The following is a 16,406-nucleotide window of genomic DNA, read 5'->3' on the forward strand; positions in this document are numbered from 1 at the left end:
GCTAATTCCTTTACATATAAAGATCGATTAAAGAACAATGGCCGTCTGAAAATTTATTTTCAGTTTCAGACGGCCTTTTCTGATTAGCCTTTGCGGGCTTCAGTTACAGCAGCAGCTACGTGAGCAGGAGCTTCAGCGTATTTTTTGAACTCCATGGAGTAAGTAGCGCGACCTTGGGTTGCAGAACGCAAGTCGGTTGAGTAACCGAACATTTCTGCCAGAGGTACTTCGGCGCGAACTTTCTTACCACCGATACCGTCATCATCCATACCCAATACAACGCCACGACGACGGTTCAAGTCGCCCATTACGTCACCCATGTATTCTTCAGGTGTTTCCACCTCAACTGCCATGATTGGTTCCAACAGAGCTGGATTGGCTTTACGCATACCTTCTTTAAAGGCTTGAGAAGCTGCCAATTCGAAGGCCAGTTGTGAAGAGTCAACATCATGCGAAGAACCAAAAATCAAACGTACACGAACGTCAACAACTGGGTAACCGGCAACGATACCGTTAGGCAAAGTATCGCGAATACCTTTATCAACAGACGGAATAAATTCGCGAGGAATCACACCACCTTTAATTTCATCGATAAATTCGTAACCCGCACCACCTGGTTCCATAGGTTCCATTTTGATCACAACGTGACCGTATTGACCTTTACCACCAGATTGTTTGGCATGTTTGTATTCAGCTTCAACTTCTTTGCGGATGGTTTCACGGTAAGCCACTTGAGGCGCACCGATGTTTGCTTCCACACCGAATTCGCGTTTCATACGGTCAACAATAATTTCCAAGTGCAGCTCACCCATACCGGAAATAATGGTTTGACCGGATTCTTCGTCTGTACGAACGCGGAAAGAAGGGTCTTCTTTTGCCAGACGGTTCAGGGCAATACCCATTTTCTCCTGGTCAGCTTTGGTTTTCGGCTCAACGGCAATGTGAATTACCGGCTCAGGGAATTCCATGCGTTCCAAGATGATAGGTGCGCTTTCTGCACACAAGGTTTCACCAGTAGTAACGTCTTTCAGACCGATAGCGGCTGCGATGTCGCCAGCACGCACTTCTTCAATTTCAGTACGGTCTGCGGCAGTCATTTGTACCAAGCGACCGATACGTTCGCGAGTACCTTTTACAGAGTTCAATACGGTATCACCGGATTTCACCACACCAGAGTAAACGCGGATGAAAGTCAACTGACCAACGTATTTATCGTTCAACATTTTGAACGCCAATGCAGAGAATTTCTCTTCATCGCTGGCTTGACGACTGTCGGCTTCTTCAGTGTTAGGGTTAACACCTTGAACTGGAGGAATGTCGGTAGGAGCAGGCAGCAATTCTACAACTGCGTCCAACATACGTTGAACACCTTTGTTTTTGAATGCTGAACCGCACAACATTGGTTGAATTTCGCCGGCCAAAGTACGTTGACGCAATGCACCTACGATTTCTTCTTCAGTCAGCTCATCACCGCCCAAGTATTTGTCCATCAATTCTTCGCTGGCTTCTGCTGCGGCTTCAATCATGTTTTGACGCCATTCTTCGGCAGTCTCAACTAATTCAGCAGGAATATCGCCATAGGTAAAGGTTGTACCTTTATCGGCTTCATTCCAAATAATGGATTTCATTTTCAACAGATCAACAACACCGCTGAAGCTGTCTTCCGCACCAACCGGAATCACGATAGGTACAGGGTTTGCACGCAAACGGGTTTTCATTTGCTCAACAACGCGGAAGAAGTTGGCACCTTGACGGTCCATTTTGTTTACAAATGCCAAGCGAGGAACTTGGTATTTGTTAGCTTGACGCCATACGGTTTCAGATTGAGGTTGAACACCGCCTACTGCACAGTAAACCATTACCGCGCCGTCCAATACACGCATAGAACGCTCTACCTCTACAGTAAAGTCAACGTGTCCCGGAGTGTCGATGATGTTGAAACGGTGCTCAGGGAACTGTTTCGCCATACCAGACCAATAAGAAGTCACAGCAGCAGAAGTAATGGTAATACCACGCTCTTGCTCTTGTTCCATGTAGTCGGTAGTAGCCGCGCCGTCATGCACTTCGCCCAATTTATGAGTCAAACCTGTATAGAACAAAATACGTTCTGTTGTGGTTGTTTTACCCGCGTCAATATGGGCAGAAATACCAATATTGCGATACAGGCTGATAGGGGTCTTACGAGCCATTTTGTTAGCCTTTCGATATTAGAAACGGAAGTGAGAGAATGCTTTGTTAGCTTCAGCCATGCGGTGTACTTCTTCACGTTTTTTCAACGCACCGCCGCGACCTTCAGCCGCATCAATCAATTCGCCTGCCAAACGCAGGTCCATAGATTTCTCACCACGTTTACGGGCCGCGTCGCGAACCCAGCGCATTGCCAAAGCCAGACGACGTGAAGGACGAACTTCAACAGGAACTTGGTAGTTTGCACCACCTACACGGCGGCTTTTCACTTCCACGATAGGTTTGGCGTTTGCAATGGCTTCGTTAAATACTTCGATTGCTACTTTGCCGGTTTTTTTCTCAATTTGTTCCAGCGCACCGTAAACGATACGTTCTGCAACAGATTTTTTACCGTCAATCATCAATACGTTCATGAATTTAGTCAGCTCAACGCTGCCGAATTTAGGATCTGGCAGTACGTCGCGCTTAGGGACTTCTCTACGTCTTGGCATTTTAATTTCCTTTAATCTATTCAGTTGGGGCAATTCCCATGAATACCCAATTGAGTATTCACTTACTCGGCCGTTGTTCAGCTTAGGCGGCCGACGTGCCTATTTGAGTCCCGATAATTATTTAGGACGCTTAGCACCGTATTTAGAACGGGCTTGTTTACGGTCTTTAACACCTGCAGTATCCAAAGAACCGCGTACAGTGTGGTAACGTACACCTGGCAAGTCTTTTACACGACCGCCGCGAATCAATACGACGCTGTGCTCTTGCAGGTTGTGGCCTTCACCGCCGATATATGAAATTACTTCAAAACCGTTGGTCAGGCGAACTTTACATACTTTACGCAATGCAGAGTTAGGTTTTTTAGGGGTAGTTGTGTATACACGGGTGCAGACGCCACGTTTTTGCGGGCAAGCTTCCAGTGCAGGCACTTTGTTTACGTACACAGGCTTTTGACGGCCTTTGCGTACCAATTGGTTAATAGTTGGCATATTTTCTCGTCCTGTTGAGTTAAATACTTGCCGACACCATGTCGGCAAGATTGGAATTATATTTTTATTGCAAGGGTTTAGTCAAGCAAATGACTGATAAAGTTTAGTGTTTTTCTATTTATCTTTAAAATTTTGAAAGCAATGGCCGTCTGAAAGATTCAGACGGCCTCACTCTCTACTCTATCCTAAGCCCTCTATAAAATAAAACCGCAAGACTGGCTTGCGGTTTTATTTTCACGAAAATCCTTCCGGATCATTCATCTGAAGCTTCGGTTTCAGAAGTTTCTTGATCGGCTTGCTGCCATTGTTGATGACGGCTGCGGTGGTAGGTCAAACCTGTACCGGCAGGAATCAATCGACCAACAATCACGTTCTCTTTCAAACCGCGCAGCTCGTCTTGTTTGCCCATGATAGCGGCCTCGGTCAAGACGCGGGTTGTTTCTTGGAACGATGCAGCAGAAATGAAGCTGTCGGTAGACAAGGAAGCTTTGGTAATACCCAACAACACATTTTCATAACGTGCCGGCTCTTTGCCTTCAGCGATGGCTTTCTCATTGGCAAGCATCACATCGCTACGCTCGACTTGTTCGCCGGTAATAAACTCTGTATCACCAGCATCCACAATGTTCACACGGCGCAGCATTTGGCGGATGATGACTTCGATGTGTTTATCGGAAATCTTCACACCTTGCAGGCGGTAAACCTCTTGTACCTCTTGAACAATGTAGCGAGCCAATGCTTCGATACCTTGCAGACGCAGAATGTCGTGCGGATCTACGGCACCGTCCACGATGGTTTCACCGCGGTTGACCACTTGACCGTCGTGTACCAAAATCTGTTTCTCTTTAGAAATCAGCGTTTCGTATGCTACACCGTCTACGTCGGTAATAATCAGACGCTGTTTACCTTTGGTTTCTTTACCGAAGGAAACGGTACCGGTAATTTCAGCCAACATGCCGGCATCTTTCGGCACGCGTGCTTCAAACAACTCAGCAACGCGCGGCAGACCACCGGTAATATCGCGGGTTTTAGAAGACGCTTGAGGAATACGCGCCAGCACATCACCCTTACCGACTTCCTGACCTTCACGGACAGTAATCACTGCACCGACCGGGAACGCCATAGAAACCGGCGTAGTCGTACCTGGGATACAGATTTCCAAACCGTTCTCATCCAACAATTTGACAGTCGGACGCAACAGTTTAGAAGCACCGGAGGAGCGACGTTTGCCGTCGATGACCACCAAAGTGGACAAACCGGTTACATCATCGGTCTGTTTCGCAACGGTTACACCCTCTTCTACGTTTTCGAATTTCACCAAACCTGCATGTTCGGTAATCATCGGACGGGTATGCGGATCCCAAGTTGCCAAAGTTTGACCGGCTTTAATGGCTTCGCCGTCTTGTACCAACAGGATTGCACCGTAAGGTACTTTGTGGCGTTCACGTTCACGGCCGATTTCATCGTGAATCACAACTTCACAAGAGCGGCCAATGACAACCAATTCGCCTTTGTTGTTGGCAACGTAACGCATTTGGCTGCTGAAACGAGCTGTACCATTGGATTTGGCTTCCACTTGGCTGGCAGCAGCCGCACGAGATGCCGCACCACCGATGTGGAACGTACGCATGGTCAGCTGAGTACCTGGCTCACCAATAGATTGTGCAGCAATTACACCTACAGCTTCACCAGCGTTAACCAGTTTACCGCGCGCCAAGTCGCGGCCATAACAGTGTGCACACAAACCATGACGGGTTTTACAAGTAATTGGCGTACGGACTTTAACCTCGTCAACACCAGATTGGTCAATGATATCGACTAATTTCTCAGTCAGCAGTGTACCTGCCTCAACCAATGTTTCTCCTGTTGAAGGATCAACAACATCTGATGCTGTAACACGGCCTAAAATACGATCGCGCAACGCTTCAATTACGTCACCGCCTTGTACTACTGCTTTCATGACAAAGCCGTCTGAAGTACCGCAATCATCTTCAACAACGACCAAGTCTTGAGTTACGTCTACCAGACGACGGGTCAGGTAACCAGAGTTTGCCGTTTTCAACGCGGTATCCGCCAAACCTTTACGCGCACCGTGGGTCGCAATAAAGTATTGCAATACGGTCAAACCTTCGCGGAAGTTAGAGGTAATCGGCGTTTCGATAATAGAGCCGTCAGGTTTGGCCATCAAACCACGCATACCGGACAACTGTTTAATCTGAGCTGCAGAACCACGAGCACCAGAGTCGGCCATCATGTAAATAGAGTTGAAGGACTCTTGATCAACTTCGTTGCCGTCACGGTCGATGACTTTTTGTTTGGACAGGTTGTCCATCATCGCTTTAGCGATCTTATCGCCGGCACGACCCCAAATATCGACCACTTTGTTGTAACGTTCGCCATTGGTCACCAAACCTTGACGGTATTGGTCTTCGATTTCTTTAACTTCGGCATTAGCCTCAGCCAGCAAGGCTGCTTTTTCTTTCGGAATTTCCATATCGTCAACCGCAATGGAAATACCGCCTTTAGCCGCAAAACCGAAACCAGTATACATCAAGTGGTCGGCGAAAATAACTGTATCACGCAAGCCGCACAGACGGAATGATGCGTTAATCAGTTTAGAAATTTCTTTTTTCTTCAGCGCTTTGTTGATGTACTCGAACGGCAGGCCTTTAGGCAAGATTTCGCTCAACAATGCACGGCCGACGGTTGTTTCGTAACGGTTAACGACAGGCTCAAACTCACCTGCTTCGTTTTTCACCCATTCGCGCAGACGTACGGTAATTTTCGTACCCAGTTCAACCTGTTTGGTATGGTATGCACGATGCACTTCTTTCACATCGGCAAACAGGCTGCCTTCGCCTTTGGCATTGATACGGTCGCGGGTCATGTAGTACAGACCCAATACGATATCTTGAGAAGGTACGATGATTGGTTCGCCGTTGGCTGGAGACAATACGTTGTTTGAAGCCAGCATCAGCGTGCGTGCTTCCATTTGTGCTTCCAAGCTCAATGGAACGTGTACAGCCATTTGGTCACCGTCAAAGTCGGCGTTAAATGCGGCACACACCAATGGGTGCAACTGAATCGCTTTACCTTCGATCAGGATAGGTTCGAACGCTTGAATACCCAAACGGTGCAGGGTTGGCGCACGGTTCAGCATAATCGGATGTTCGCGGATCACTTCTTCCAAGATATCCCATACTTCAGGTACTTCTTGTTCTACCAATTTTTTCGCAGCTTTAACGGTAGACGCCAAACCTTGTTTTTCCAATTTGTGGAAAATGAATGGTTTGAACAGTTCCAACGCCATTTTTTTCGGCAGACCACATTGGTGCAGACGCAGGTATGGACCTACGGTAATCACGGAACGACCAGAGTAGTCCACACGTTTACCCAGCAGGTTTTGACGGAAGCGGCCGCCTTTACCTTTAATCATGTCAGCCAATGATTTCAGCGGACGTTTGTTGGCGCCGGTCATGGCTTTACCGCGACGGCCGTTATCCAACAGGGAATCAACCGCTTCTTGCAACATACGTTTTTCGTTACGAACGATGATGTCAGGCGCATGCAGTTCCAACAGACGTTTCAGACGGTTGTTACGGTTGATAACACGGCGGTACAAATCGTTCAAATCGGAAGTGGCAAAACGACCGCCATCCAATGGAACCAACGGACGCAAATCAGGCGGCAATACCGGCAGCACATCCATAATCATCCATTCCAGCTTCATGCCGGAACGATGGAAGGCTTCCAATACTTTCAAACGTTTGGCGATTTTTTTGATTTTGGTATCAGAACCGGTAGACTCCAACTCTTGACGCAGGATTTCGATTTCGCCGGTAATGTCCAAGGTACGCAGCAATTCGCGGATACCTTCTGCACCCATTTTGGCATCGAAGTCGTCGCCGTACTCGTCCAGTTTGTTATAGTAATCGTCTTCAGTCAGCAATTGACGGCGTTGCAACGGAGTCATGCCGGGATCGGTCACCACGAATGCTTCAAAGTACAATACGCGTTCGATATCACGCAACGTCATGTCCAATACCATACCCAGGCGGGAAGGCAGGGATTTTAAGAACCAGATGTGGGCAACAGGTGCAGCCAATTCGATATGGCCCATGCGTTCGCGGCGCACTTTGGACAGGGTAACTTCTACGCCACATTTTTCACAGGTTACGCCTTTAAATTTCAAGCGTTTGTACTTACCGCACAAACATTCATAGTCTTTGACCGGGCCAAAGATTTTGGCGCAGAACAAACCGTCGCGCTCAGGTTTGAACGTACGGTAGTTGATGGTTTCAGGTTTTTTAACTTCGCCATAAGACCATGAGCGGATGGTTTCGGGAGAGGCAATACCGATTTTGATGGCATCAAACTCTTCTTCCATGCCGGCAGTTTGCAACGGATTAAATAAGTTCAACAAATTCATTTTTGCTCCTTGAAGGAAGTATTTTTACCGCATGGCGGATTTTCGATATTGGGAAACGGTACTTTTGATTTCAGACGGCCTAAATGCCGATTGCTTCATTCTTATTCTGAAACCACTTTTTCAGACGACCTTGAAAGGCCGTCTGAAAACTTCTGTTTAGTAACGTTCCAAATCGATATCCAAGCCCAGTGAGCGAATCTCTTTAACCAATACGTTGAAGGATTCAGGCATACCGGCATCGATTTTGTGTTCGCCTTTGACGATGTTTTCGTACATTTTAGTACGGCCGTTCACGTCGTCAGACTTCACAGTCAGCATCTCTTGCAGCGTGTATGCTGCGCCGTATGCTTCCAATGCCCAAACCTCCATCTCACCGAAACGTTGGCCACCGAACTGAGCTTTACCGCCCAGAGGCTGCTGGGTAACCAGACTGTATGGACCGGTAGAACGGGCGTGCATTTTTTCGTCAACCAAGTGGTGCAGTTTCAGATAGTGCATCACACCGACTGTAACCTTGCGGTCAAATGCTTCGCCGGAACGGCCGTCATACAGCGTGATTTGAGTTTTACTGTCGTTGAAGCCCAGTTTCTCAACCTCAGGATCTTCACTTGGGTAAGCCAAGTTCAACATTTCGCGGATTTCAGATTCTTTCGCACCGTCGAATACAGGAGAGGCGAAAGACGCACCTTTGCGCAGGTTGGAAGCCAATTCGATGATTTCTTCATCTGTCAGGCTGTCTAAATCTTCTTTCTTACCGCTACCGTTGTAGAGTTTGTTCAAGAATTCACGCAGCTCGCTGGCTTTGCGTTGCTCTTTCAGCATACGATCGATGCGTTCACCGATACCTTTTGCCGCCCAACCCAAGTGAACTTCCAAAATCTGACCAATGTTCATACGGGAAGGTACGCCCAATGGGTTCAGTACAATGTCTACCGGACGGCCGTCAGCCATGTAAGGCATGTCTTCCACCGGCAGAATGCGTGATACCACACCTTTGTTACCGTGGCGACCCGCCATTTTGTCACCGGCTTGCAGACGGCGTTTGATGGCGATAAATACTTTCACCATTTTTTGTACACCCGGTTGCAGCTCGTCGCCTTGGGTCAGTTTTTTCTTCTTGATCTCATACAACTCATCCGCTTCTTCGCGTTTTTGTTGCAGGCTCAATTTAATCAGTTCCAACTGTTTGGCCAAATCTTCGTCAGCCAGACGGATGTCAAACCAATCATGTTTGCTGGACAGGCTTGCCAAATATTCGGTAGTGATTTCACTGCCTTTAGCCAGCTTCATCGGACCACCATTGGCTTTTTGACCCACAATCATACGTTCGATACGGTCGAATGCGTCATTATCGAAAATACGCAATTGATCGCTCAAATCTTGACGGTAACGTTTCAATTCAGAATCAATAATGGATTGAGCACGTTTGTCGCGTTGGATACCTTCACGAGTGAAGACTTGAACGTCGATAACGGTACCGCTCATGCCGGTAGGCATACGCAATGAAGTATCTTTTACGTCAGATGCTTTTTCACCGAAGATGGCACGCAGCAGTTTTTCTTCAGGAGTCAGTTGGGTTTCGCCTTTAGGTGTTACTTTACCTACCAAGACGTCACCTGCTTCTACTTCTGCACCGATATACACGATACCGGATTCATCCAAACGGTTTTGCATACGCTCAGACAAGTTCGGAATATCGCGGGTAATGTCTTCTGCACCCAGTTTAGTGTCACGTGCGACAACGTTCAGCTCTTCAATGTGAATCGAAGTATAACGATCGTCCGCTGCCACTTTTTCTGAAATCAGAATCGAGTCTTCGTAGTTGTAACCGTTCCATGGCATAAAGGCAATGGTCATATTTTGACCCAAAGCCAACTCGCCCAAATCGGTGGATGCACCGTCAGCAATCAAATCACCGCGTTGCAAAACATCGCCTGCTTTGACAGCCGGACGTTGGTTGATGTTGGTAGATTGGTTGGAACGGGTAAATTTAACCAAGTTGTAAATATCGACACCCACTTCACCGGCAGTTGCCTCATCGTCATGGACACGAATCACCACACGGTTGGCATCTACATATTCAACCACACCGCCACGACGGGCAACGATTGCAGTTGCAGAGTCAACGGCAACAGAGCGCTCAATACCGGTACCAACCATCGGTTTTTCAGGGCGCAGACACGGTACGGCCTGACGTTGCATGTTGGCACCCATCAATGCACGGTTCGCGTCATCATGTTCCAAAAATGGAATCAGAGATGCTGCAACGGATACTACTTGACCGGTTGCCACGTCCATATATTGAACGCGATCAGGCGTTGCCATAATGGTTTCGCCTTTTTCACGACAAGTGACCAAGTCGCCAATCAAATTACCGTCTTTGTCCAAATCGGCATTTGCCTGTGCAATCACATAACGGCCTTCTTCGATAGCAGACAAGTAGTCGATTTCTTCAGTTACTTTACCATCGACAACACGGCGGTAAGGAGTTTCCAAGAAACCATAATCATTGGTACGCGCATAAACGGACAATGAGTTGATCAAACCAATGTTTGGACCTTCAGGTGTTTCAATAGGACATACACGGCCATAGTGGGTCGGATGTACATCTCGCACCTCAAAGCCTGCACGTTCGCGAGTCAAACCGCCCGGGCCCAATGCAGATACACGGCGTTTATGGGTTACTTCAGACAATGGGTTGGTCTGATCCATAAATTGGCTCAATTGGCTGGAACCGAAGAATTCTTTAATCGCGGCAGAAACAGGTTTCGCATTGATCAAGTCATGCGGCATCAAGTTCTCAGATTCTGCTTGGTTCAAACGCTCTTTAACTGCACGTTCTACACGAGCCAAACCGCTGCGGAATTGGTTTTCAGTCAACTCACCCACAGAACGAACACGACGATTACCCAAGTGGTCAATATCGTCTACTTCGCCATGACCGTTACGCAGTTCAACCAATGTAGCAATGGAAGCAACAATGTCTTCAACGCTCAGAACGTAACCGCCTTTTTCAGCAGCACCGGCCAAAGTTTCATTCAGCAAACGGCCATACCAAGAGTTTTGTTGTGCTTCAGACAGTTTTTGCTCGTATGTGCGCGTATTGAATTTCATACGGCCTACGCGAGACAAATCATAGCTGTCTTCACTGAAGAACAAGCGGTTGAAGAGCTGCTCAACAGCTTCTTCGGTAGGCGGTTCGCCAGGACGCATCATGCGGTAAATTGCTACGCGTGCAGCCTGCTGATCAGCAGTTTCGTCTGTACGCAGAGTGCTGGAAATGTAACCACCTTGATCCAATTCATTGATATAAAGGGTCGTAATTTCTTTTACACCATGGATATCAAGTTTGGCCAACAGTTCTTCTGTAACTTCATCGTTAGCAGAAGCCAATACTTCGCCGGTTTCCGGATCAATCAGATCCGCAGCCAATGCTTTGCCAATCAGACTTTCTGGCTCCACATCCAAACGAGTCAAGCCTGCATTGGTAATATCACGGATATTTTTCGCAGTAATGCGTTTACCTTTGGCGACCAGTACATTGCCTTCTTTATCCAAGATATCAACTTTGGCAGTTTCACCTTTCAGACGGCCTGCAATCAGATCAGTTTGAACACCGTTTGAAGACAAATAGAAAGTTTCTTTATCGTAGAAAATATCCAAAATTTGTTCATTGTTGTAGCCTAAAGCTTTCAACAAAATCGTAACCGGCATTTTACGGCGGCGGTCGATACGGAAATACAGCAAATCTTTCGGATCAAATTCGAAATCTAACCATGAACCACGGTAAGGAATAATACGAGCAGAGAACAACAACTTACCGGAAGAGTGTGTTTTACCACGGTCATGCTCAAAGAACACGCCAGGAGAACGATGCAGCTGGGAAACAATCACGCGCTCAGTACCATTGATGACAAAAGAGCCGCTTGGCGTCATCAATGGGATTTCGCCCATATACACTTCGTTTTCACGAACTTCTTTTACTGTCGGCTTAGATGCTTCTTTATCCAAAATCACCAAACGGATACGGGCACGCAATGGAGCCGCATAAGTAATGCCGCGTAATTGACATTCAGGAATATCGAACAAAGGCTCGCCCAATGTGTAATGCACAAACTCCAAACGCGCATAACCGTTATGGCTCACAATCGGGAAAATAGAATTAAATGCCGCTTGCAGACCATCATCAGTACGTTGGTCAAAAGCATTTTCCAGCTGCAAAAATTTCGCATAAGAATCAATTTGGGTTGCCAGCAGGAAAGGAACATCTAAGACATTCTCTCGCTTTGCAAAACTCTTACGGATACGTTTTTTCTCGGTAAACGAATAGCTCATATACACTCCGAAAAGCAATTTTAAATAATAGGCCGTCTGAAACAACGGCATGTATCAACCTGATATTTACATTTATTTGCAATGATTTTATAAAGACTATGCAAATAAATGTAAACAATGCCTGATGCTTATTTTAAGAAGCAAAATAAGGCTGGCAGAAAACTGCCAGCCTTCATAGGAAGCATCAAATTATTTGATTTCGACTTTAGCGCCGGCTTCTTCCAGTTGTTTTTGGATGTCTTCAGCTTCAGCTTTAGAAACACCCTCTTTCAGAGTTTTAGGTGCACCGTCAACGATGTCTTTAGCTTCTTTCAGACCCAAGCCAGTGATAGCGCGGACAACTTTAATCACGCCAACTTTTTGATCACCGGCAGAAGCCAATACTACGTCAAATTCAGTTTTTTCTTCAGCAGCAGCTGCACCAGCACCTGCAGGACCTGCAACTGCAACGGCAGCAGCAGAAACGCCAAATTTCTCTTCAAAAGCTTTAACCAGGTCGTTCAATTCCATTACGGTCAAAGAACCAACGGCTTCCAAAATGTCTTCTTTAGTAATAGCCATGCTATTTTACTCCAAATATTGTATTAAAAAATAATTGATTAAATGAAACAAAATCGATTAAGCGGCTTCTTCGCCAGCTTTTTTCTCTGCCAAAGCAGCCAAACCACGTGCAAAGCCTGATACAGGAGCTTGCATAACGAACAACAGTTTGGACAACAGTTCTTCGCGGCTTGGAATAGAAGCCAACTCAGCAACCTGAGCAGGGTTCATCACTTCGCCATTGTAAGAACCGGCTTTAACGATAATTTTGTCATCTTTTTTCGCGAATTGGTGCAGCACTTTAGCAGCAGCAACAGCATCTTCAGAAGCAGCGTAAACCAATGGACCAACCATTTGATCGGCCAAACCTGCGAATGAAGTATCCTCTACTGCGCGACGAGCCAGAGTATTTTTCAGAACGCGCAAGTAAACGCCTTCTTTACGTGCATTCGCACGAAGCTCAGTCATGCTGGAAACACTGATACCGCGATATTCAGCGACTACGAGAGTTTGAGCGTTAGCAATTGCTGCGCTAATTTCCTCTACGGCCACTTTCTTGGTTTCAATATTGAGACTCAAGGTCTACCTCCCACTGTTTATAAACAGGATACCGAAATGATATCCCACCAGCGCGGTAACCTAAAAAGACATCTTACAAGCAATCTTGCAATGTGTTTCAGGACTACCGTCTGCGTAGGGCAGTTACGATTAAATCTTACGATCCCTACGGTCTTGGACATCTACTTAATTTTAAGTAGCCCAAATTCAGGCAATCCAGAAAACCGAATCACCTGAAAATTTCTTAGTTGTTCACGCTTGCAGTATCAACGCGAACACCCAAACCCATAGTGCTGGATACAGCAACTTTTTTCAGGTACTGACCCTTAGCAGCAGCAGGTTTGGCTTTAACGATAGCATCCAGCAACGCATTGAAGTTTTCTTTCAAATCAGCTTCAGCGAAAGAAGCACGACCGATAGTTGCGTGAACGATACCGGCTTTATCTGTACGGTATTGTACTTGACCTGCTTTTGCATTTTTAACTGCTTCAGCAACGTTAGGAGTAACAGTACCTACTTTAGGGTTTGGCATCAGACCACGAGGACCCAAGATGGTACCCAATTGACCAACGATACGCATTGCATCAGGAGAAGCAATAACAACGTCAAAGTTCAGGTTACCAGCTTTGATTTCAGCAGCCAGATCTTCAAAACCGACAATATCTGCGCCAGCTTCTTTAGCAGCATCTGCATTTGCACCTTGAGTAAACACAGCTACGCGAGTTGTTTTACCGGTACCTTTAGGCAGAACGACTGAACCACGAATAACTTGGTCAGATTTACGAGGATCAACGCCCAAGTTGAAAGATACGTCAACAGACTCGTCAAATTTAGCGGTAGCAGCTTTTTTAACCAAAGCAATTGCTTCGTCGATTGCGTACAGTTTGTTAGCTTCAACAGAAGAGCGAAGAGCTTTCAAGCGTTTAGATACTTTAGCCATTATACAACACCCTCCACGTCCAAGCCCATTGAGCGAGCAGAACCTGCGATAGTACGAACAGCCGCATCCAAGTCAGCAGCAGTCAAATCAGGCTCTTTAGTTTTAGCAATTTCTTCCAACTGAGCACGGGTCAATTTACCCACTTTGTTAGTCAGAGGATTAGAACTACCTTTTTGCAGGCCAGCAGCTTTTTTCAACAAGATAGAAGCTGGTGGTGTTTTCATCACAAATGTGAATGACTTATCTGCAAATGCAGTAATCACGACTGGAATTGGCAAACCAGGTTCCATACCTTGGGTTGCAGCATTAAATGCTTTACAGAATTCCATGATGTTCAAACCACGTTGACCCAAGGCTGGACCAACTGGGGGAGATGGATTGGCTTTACCTGCAGGAATTTGCAGTTTAATGTAGCCGATAATTTTCTTTGCCACTTAAAGGACTCCTAAAAACGGGTATAACGCGGAACCATTCCGCTTCCCAAACAGAATTCGCGATTATATCCGCTTAAAAAAAAATTTTCAAGCGAATTAAACCACTTAAATCTTTTCAACTTGGCCAAACTCTAATTCAACCGGTGTTTCGCGACCAAAAATCTGAACAGAAACACGCAGTCTATTACGTTCGTAATTAACTTCATCAACAATACCGTTAAAATCAGCAAATGGGCCTTCGTTTACTCGAACTTGCTGACCAACTTCAAACTGAACTTTTGGTTTTGGCTTCTCAACACCTGTTTTGGCTTGTTGCAAAATAGCATCTGCATCTTTTTGAGAAATTGGGATTGGACGATTTCCGCTACCACCTACAAAACCATTTACTCGAGGGGTACTCTTAACCAAGTGCCATGAATCATCAGTCATTTCCATTTCAACCAACACATAGCCTGGATAGAATTTACGCTCACTGATGGTTTTTCGGCCATTCTTGATATCTACCACTTCCTCCACAGGAACGAGAATCTGACCGAAATATTCTTCCATGTTTTCACGAGCAATACGCTCTTTCAATGTTTTTTGAACATTTTTCTCGAAACCGGAATAGGCCTGTACCACATACCAACGCTTTGACATCTTTACCCTTTCCTATTTAATAAAACATCAAAAAACAACCATGAAATAATTGTATCTGCCGCATAAATGAAGGCCGCTAAAACTGCAACGAAGATAATCACGAATACAGTCATTTTGACCGCCTCATCACGACTCGGCCAAACTACCTTCTTAAACTCAGTCCAAGAGCTCTTAAAATATGCAAACAGACCTTCTTTCTTTTCAGGAGCCGGCTTATTACTTACCACAACTTCCTTTTTCTGATGGTCTTCTTTGCGTCCAGACGGATGTTCTGTCATCTTTACTCACTTATCAATACCCCACCCGCCTTCATTTTAGATAGTGGCATTGATCCATTAATTAATTCCAAATAATCTTAAAACTTAAGTACAAAAAAATTAACCGGCACAAGGCCGGTTAATTTTTTATTTGGCAGGCCAAGAGGGTCTCGAACCCCCAACCCTCGGTTTTGGAGACCGATACTCTACCAATTGAGCTATTGGCCTCTAAACTTAAGCGATTACAGAAGAAACCACACCCGCACCTACGGTACGACCACCTTCGCGAATCGCAAAGCGCAGACCTTCTTCCATAGCGATAGGCGCAATCAGTTCTACAGTAATGGTTACGTTCTCACCTGGCATTACCATTTCTACGCCTTCTTCCAAAGTAACTGCACCAGTTACGTCAGTAGTACGGAAGTAGAATTGTGGACGGTAGTTAGCGAAGAATGGAGTGTGACGACCACCCTCTTCTTTGCTCAGTACGTATACTTCTGCTTTGAATTTGGTGTGAGGAGTGATAGTACCTGGTTTAGCCAATACTTGACCACGCTCTACGTCTTCACGTTTAGTACCACGCAGCAATACGCCTACGTTGTCACCTGCTTGACCTTCGTCCAGCAGTTTGCGGAACATTTCAACACCGGTACAAGTGGTTTTTTGAGTTTCTTTCAGACCTACGATTTCGATCTCGTCACCAACGTGGATGATACCGCGCTCTACACGACCGGTTACTACTGTACCACGGCCAGAGATAGAGAATACGTCTTCGATAGGCAACAAGAAAGGTTTGTCCACAGCACGCTCAGGTGTTGGGATGTAGCTATCCAAAGCAGCAGCCAATTCGAAGATTTTTTCTTCGTAACCAGCGTCACCTTCCAAAGCTTTCAGTGCAGAACCTTGTACAATTGGGCAGTCGTCGCCTGGGAAGTCGTAGCTTGACAACAAGTCACGAATTTCCATTTCAACCAGTTCCAACAGCTCGGCATCGTCAACCATGTCGCATTTGTTCATGAATACGATGATGTAAGGCACACCTACTTGACGAGCCAACAGGATGTGTTCGCGAGTTTGTGGCATAGGACCGTCAGCTGCGGAACATAC

The 16,406-nt window shown here is 46.2% G+C and carries 12 protein-coding genes and 1 tRNA gene; all 13 read right to left on the minus strand.

Annotated features, from left to right (window positions below; genetic code table 11):
• Positions 1–83: 83 nt before the first annotated feature.
• Entirely contained in the window at positions 84–2,189 is a 2,106-nt protein-coding gene (gene fusA, locus O3661_RS10175) for an elongation factor G (RefSeq protein ID WP_036491326.1), read from the minus strand.
• Between the two features lie 18 nt (positions 2,190–2,207).
• Positions 2,208–2,678 carry a 30S ribosomal protein S7 gene (rpsG, locus tag O3661_RS10180; protein ID WP_002240962.1) on the minus strand — a complete coding sequence of 157 codons (471 nt, stop codon included), beginning with the start codon at positions 2,676–2,678 and terminating at the stop codon, positions 2,208–2,210.
• A gap of 117 nt (positions 2,679–2,795) precedes the next feature.
• Entirely contained in the window at positions 2,796–3,167 is a 372-nt protein-coding gene (gene rpsL / locus O3661_RS10185) for a 30S ribosomal protein S12 (RefSeq protein ID WP_002218431.1), read from the minus strand.
• Positions 3,168–3,420: 253 nt separating this feature from the next.
• Complete coding sequence (gene rpoC / locus O3661_RS10190; protein WP_371493348.1) at positions 3,421–7,596, minus strand: DNA-directed RNA polymerase subunit beta'; 4,176 nt, start codon at positions 7,594–7,596, stop codon at positions 3,421–3,423.
• 156 nt (positions 7,597–7,752) lie between these two features.
• Positions 7,753–11,931 (minus strand): DNA-directed RNA polymerase subunit beta, encoded by a 4,179-nt coding sequence (rpoB, locus tag O3661_RS10195; protein ID WP_371493349.1) that lies wholly within the window; start codon positions 11,929–11,931, stop codon positions 7,753–7,755.
• A 189-nt stretch (positions 11,932–12,120) separates the two neighbouring features.
• Positions 12,121–12,492, minus strand: a complete 372-nt coding sequence (gene rplL, locus O3661_RS10200; protein ID WP_003677916.1) for a 50S ribosomal protein L7/L12 — start codon at positions 12,490–12,492, stop codon at positions 12,121–12,123.
• Between the two features lie 57 nt (positions 12,493–12,549).
• Complete coding sequence (rplJ, locus tag O3661_RS10205) at positions 12,550–13,050, minus strand: 50S ribosomal protein L10 (RefSeq protein ID WP_371493351.1); 501 nt, start codon at positions 13,048–13,050, stop codon at positions 12,550–12,552.
• 223 nt (positions 13,051–13,273) lie between these two features.
• Positions 13,274–13,969, minus strand: a complete 696-nt coding sequence (gene rplA / locus O3661_RS10210) for a 50S ribosomal protein L1 (protein WP_003677918.1) — start codon at positions 13,967–13,969, stop codon at positions 13,274–13,276.
• A complete protein-coding gene (gene rplK, locus O3661_RS10215; protein WP_002220151.1) occupies positions 13,969–14,403 on the minus strand; it encodes a 50S ribosomal protein L11 in 435 nt (144 codons plus the stop codon). Before rplK ends, rplA begins: the two co-directional genes overlap by 1 nt.
• A 105-nt stretch (positions 14,404–14,508) precedes the next feature.
• Positions 14,509–15,042, minus strand: coding sequence for a transcription termination/antitermination protein NusG (nusG, locus tag O3661_RS10220; RefSeq protein WP_371493353.1), 534 nt, complete (start codon positions 15,040–15,042; stop codon positions 14,509–14,511).
• Positions 15,043–15,044: 2 nt separating this feature from the next.
• On the minus strand, positions 15,045–15,320 hold the full coding sequence (gene secE, locus O3661_RS10225) for a preprotein translocase subunit SecE (RefSeq protein ID WP_003680696.1): 276 nt from the start codon (positions 15,318–15,320) through the stop codon (positions 15,045–15,047).
• Between the two features lie 131 nt (positions 15,321–15,451).
• Positions 15,452–15,527 (minus strand) — tRNA-Trp (locus tag O3661_RS10230).
• Between the two features lie 6 nt (positions 15,528–15,533).
• On the minus strand, positions 15,534–16,406 hold an 873-nt coding region (gene tuf, locus O3661_RS10235; RefSeq protein ID WP_371493355.1), incomplete at its 5' end, for an elongation factor Tu.

Origin of the sequence: Neisseria sp. 20925_1_37, from assembly GCF_041433255.1 — a bacterium.
GTDB classification, from domain to species: Bacteria; Pseudomonadota; Gammaproteobacteria; order Burkholderiales; family Neisseriaceae; genus Neisseria; species Neisseria flavescens_D.

What these genes read in the sequence shown, in the direction of transcription:
- rpsL (WP_002218431.1), bottom strand. Translation starts at nt 3,167, where the DNA reads ATGCCAACTATTAACCAATTGGTACGCAAAGGCCGTCAAAAGCCTGTG.
- rpoB (WP_371493349.1), bottom strand. Translation starts at nt 11,931, where the DNA reads ATGAGCTATTCGTTTACCGAGAAAAAACGTATCCGTAAGAGTTTTGCA.
- secE (WP_003680696.1), bottom strand. Translation starts at nt 15,320, where the DNA reads ATGACAGAACATCCGTCTGGACGCAAAGAAGACCATCAGAAAAAGGAA.
- rplA (WP_003677918.1), bottom strand. Translation starts at nt 13,969, where the DNA reads ATGGCTAAAGTATCTAAACGCTTGAAAGCTCTTCGCTCTTCTGTTGAA.
- rpsG (WP_002240962.1), bottom strand. Translation starts at nt 2,678, where the DNA reads ATGCCAAGACGTAGAGAAGTCCCTAAGCGCGACGTACTGCCAGATCCT.
- fusA (WP_036491326.1), bottom strand. Translation starts at nt 2,189, where the DNA reads ATGGCTCGTAAGACCCCTATCAGCCTGTATCGCAATATTGGTATTTCT.
- rpoC (WP_371493348.1), bottom strand. Translation starts at nt 7,596, where the DNA reads ATGAATTTGTTGAACTTATTTAATCCGTTGCAAACTGCCGGCATGGAA.
- rplL (WP_003677916.1), bottom strand. Translation starts at nt 12,492, where the DNA reads ATGGCTATTACTAAAGAAGACATTTTGGAAGCCGTTGGTTCTTTGACC.
- nusG (WP_371493353.1), bottom strand. Translation starts at nt 15,042, where the DNA reads ATGTCAAAGCGTTGGTATGTGGTACAGGCCTATTCCGGTTTCGAGAAA.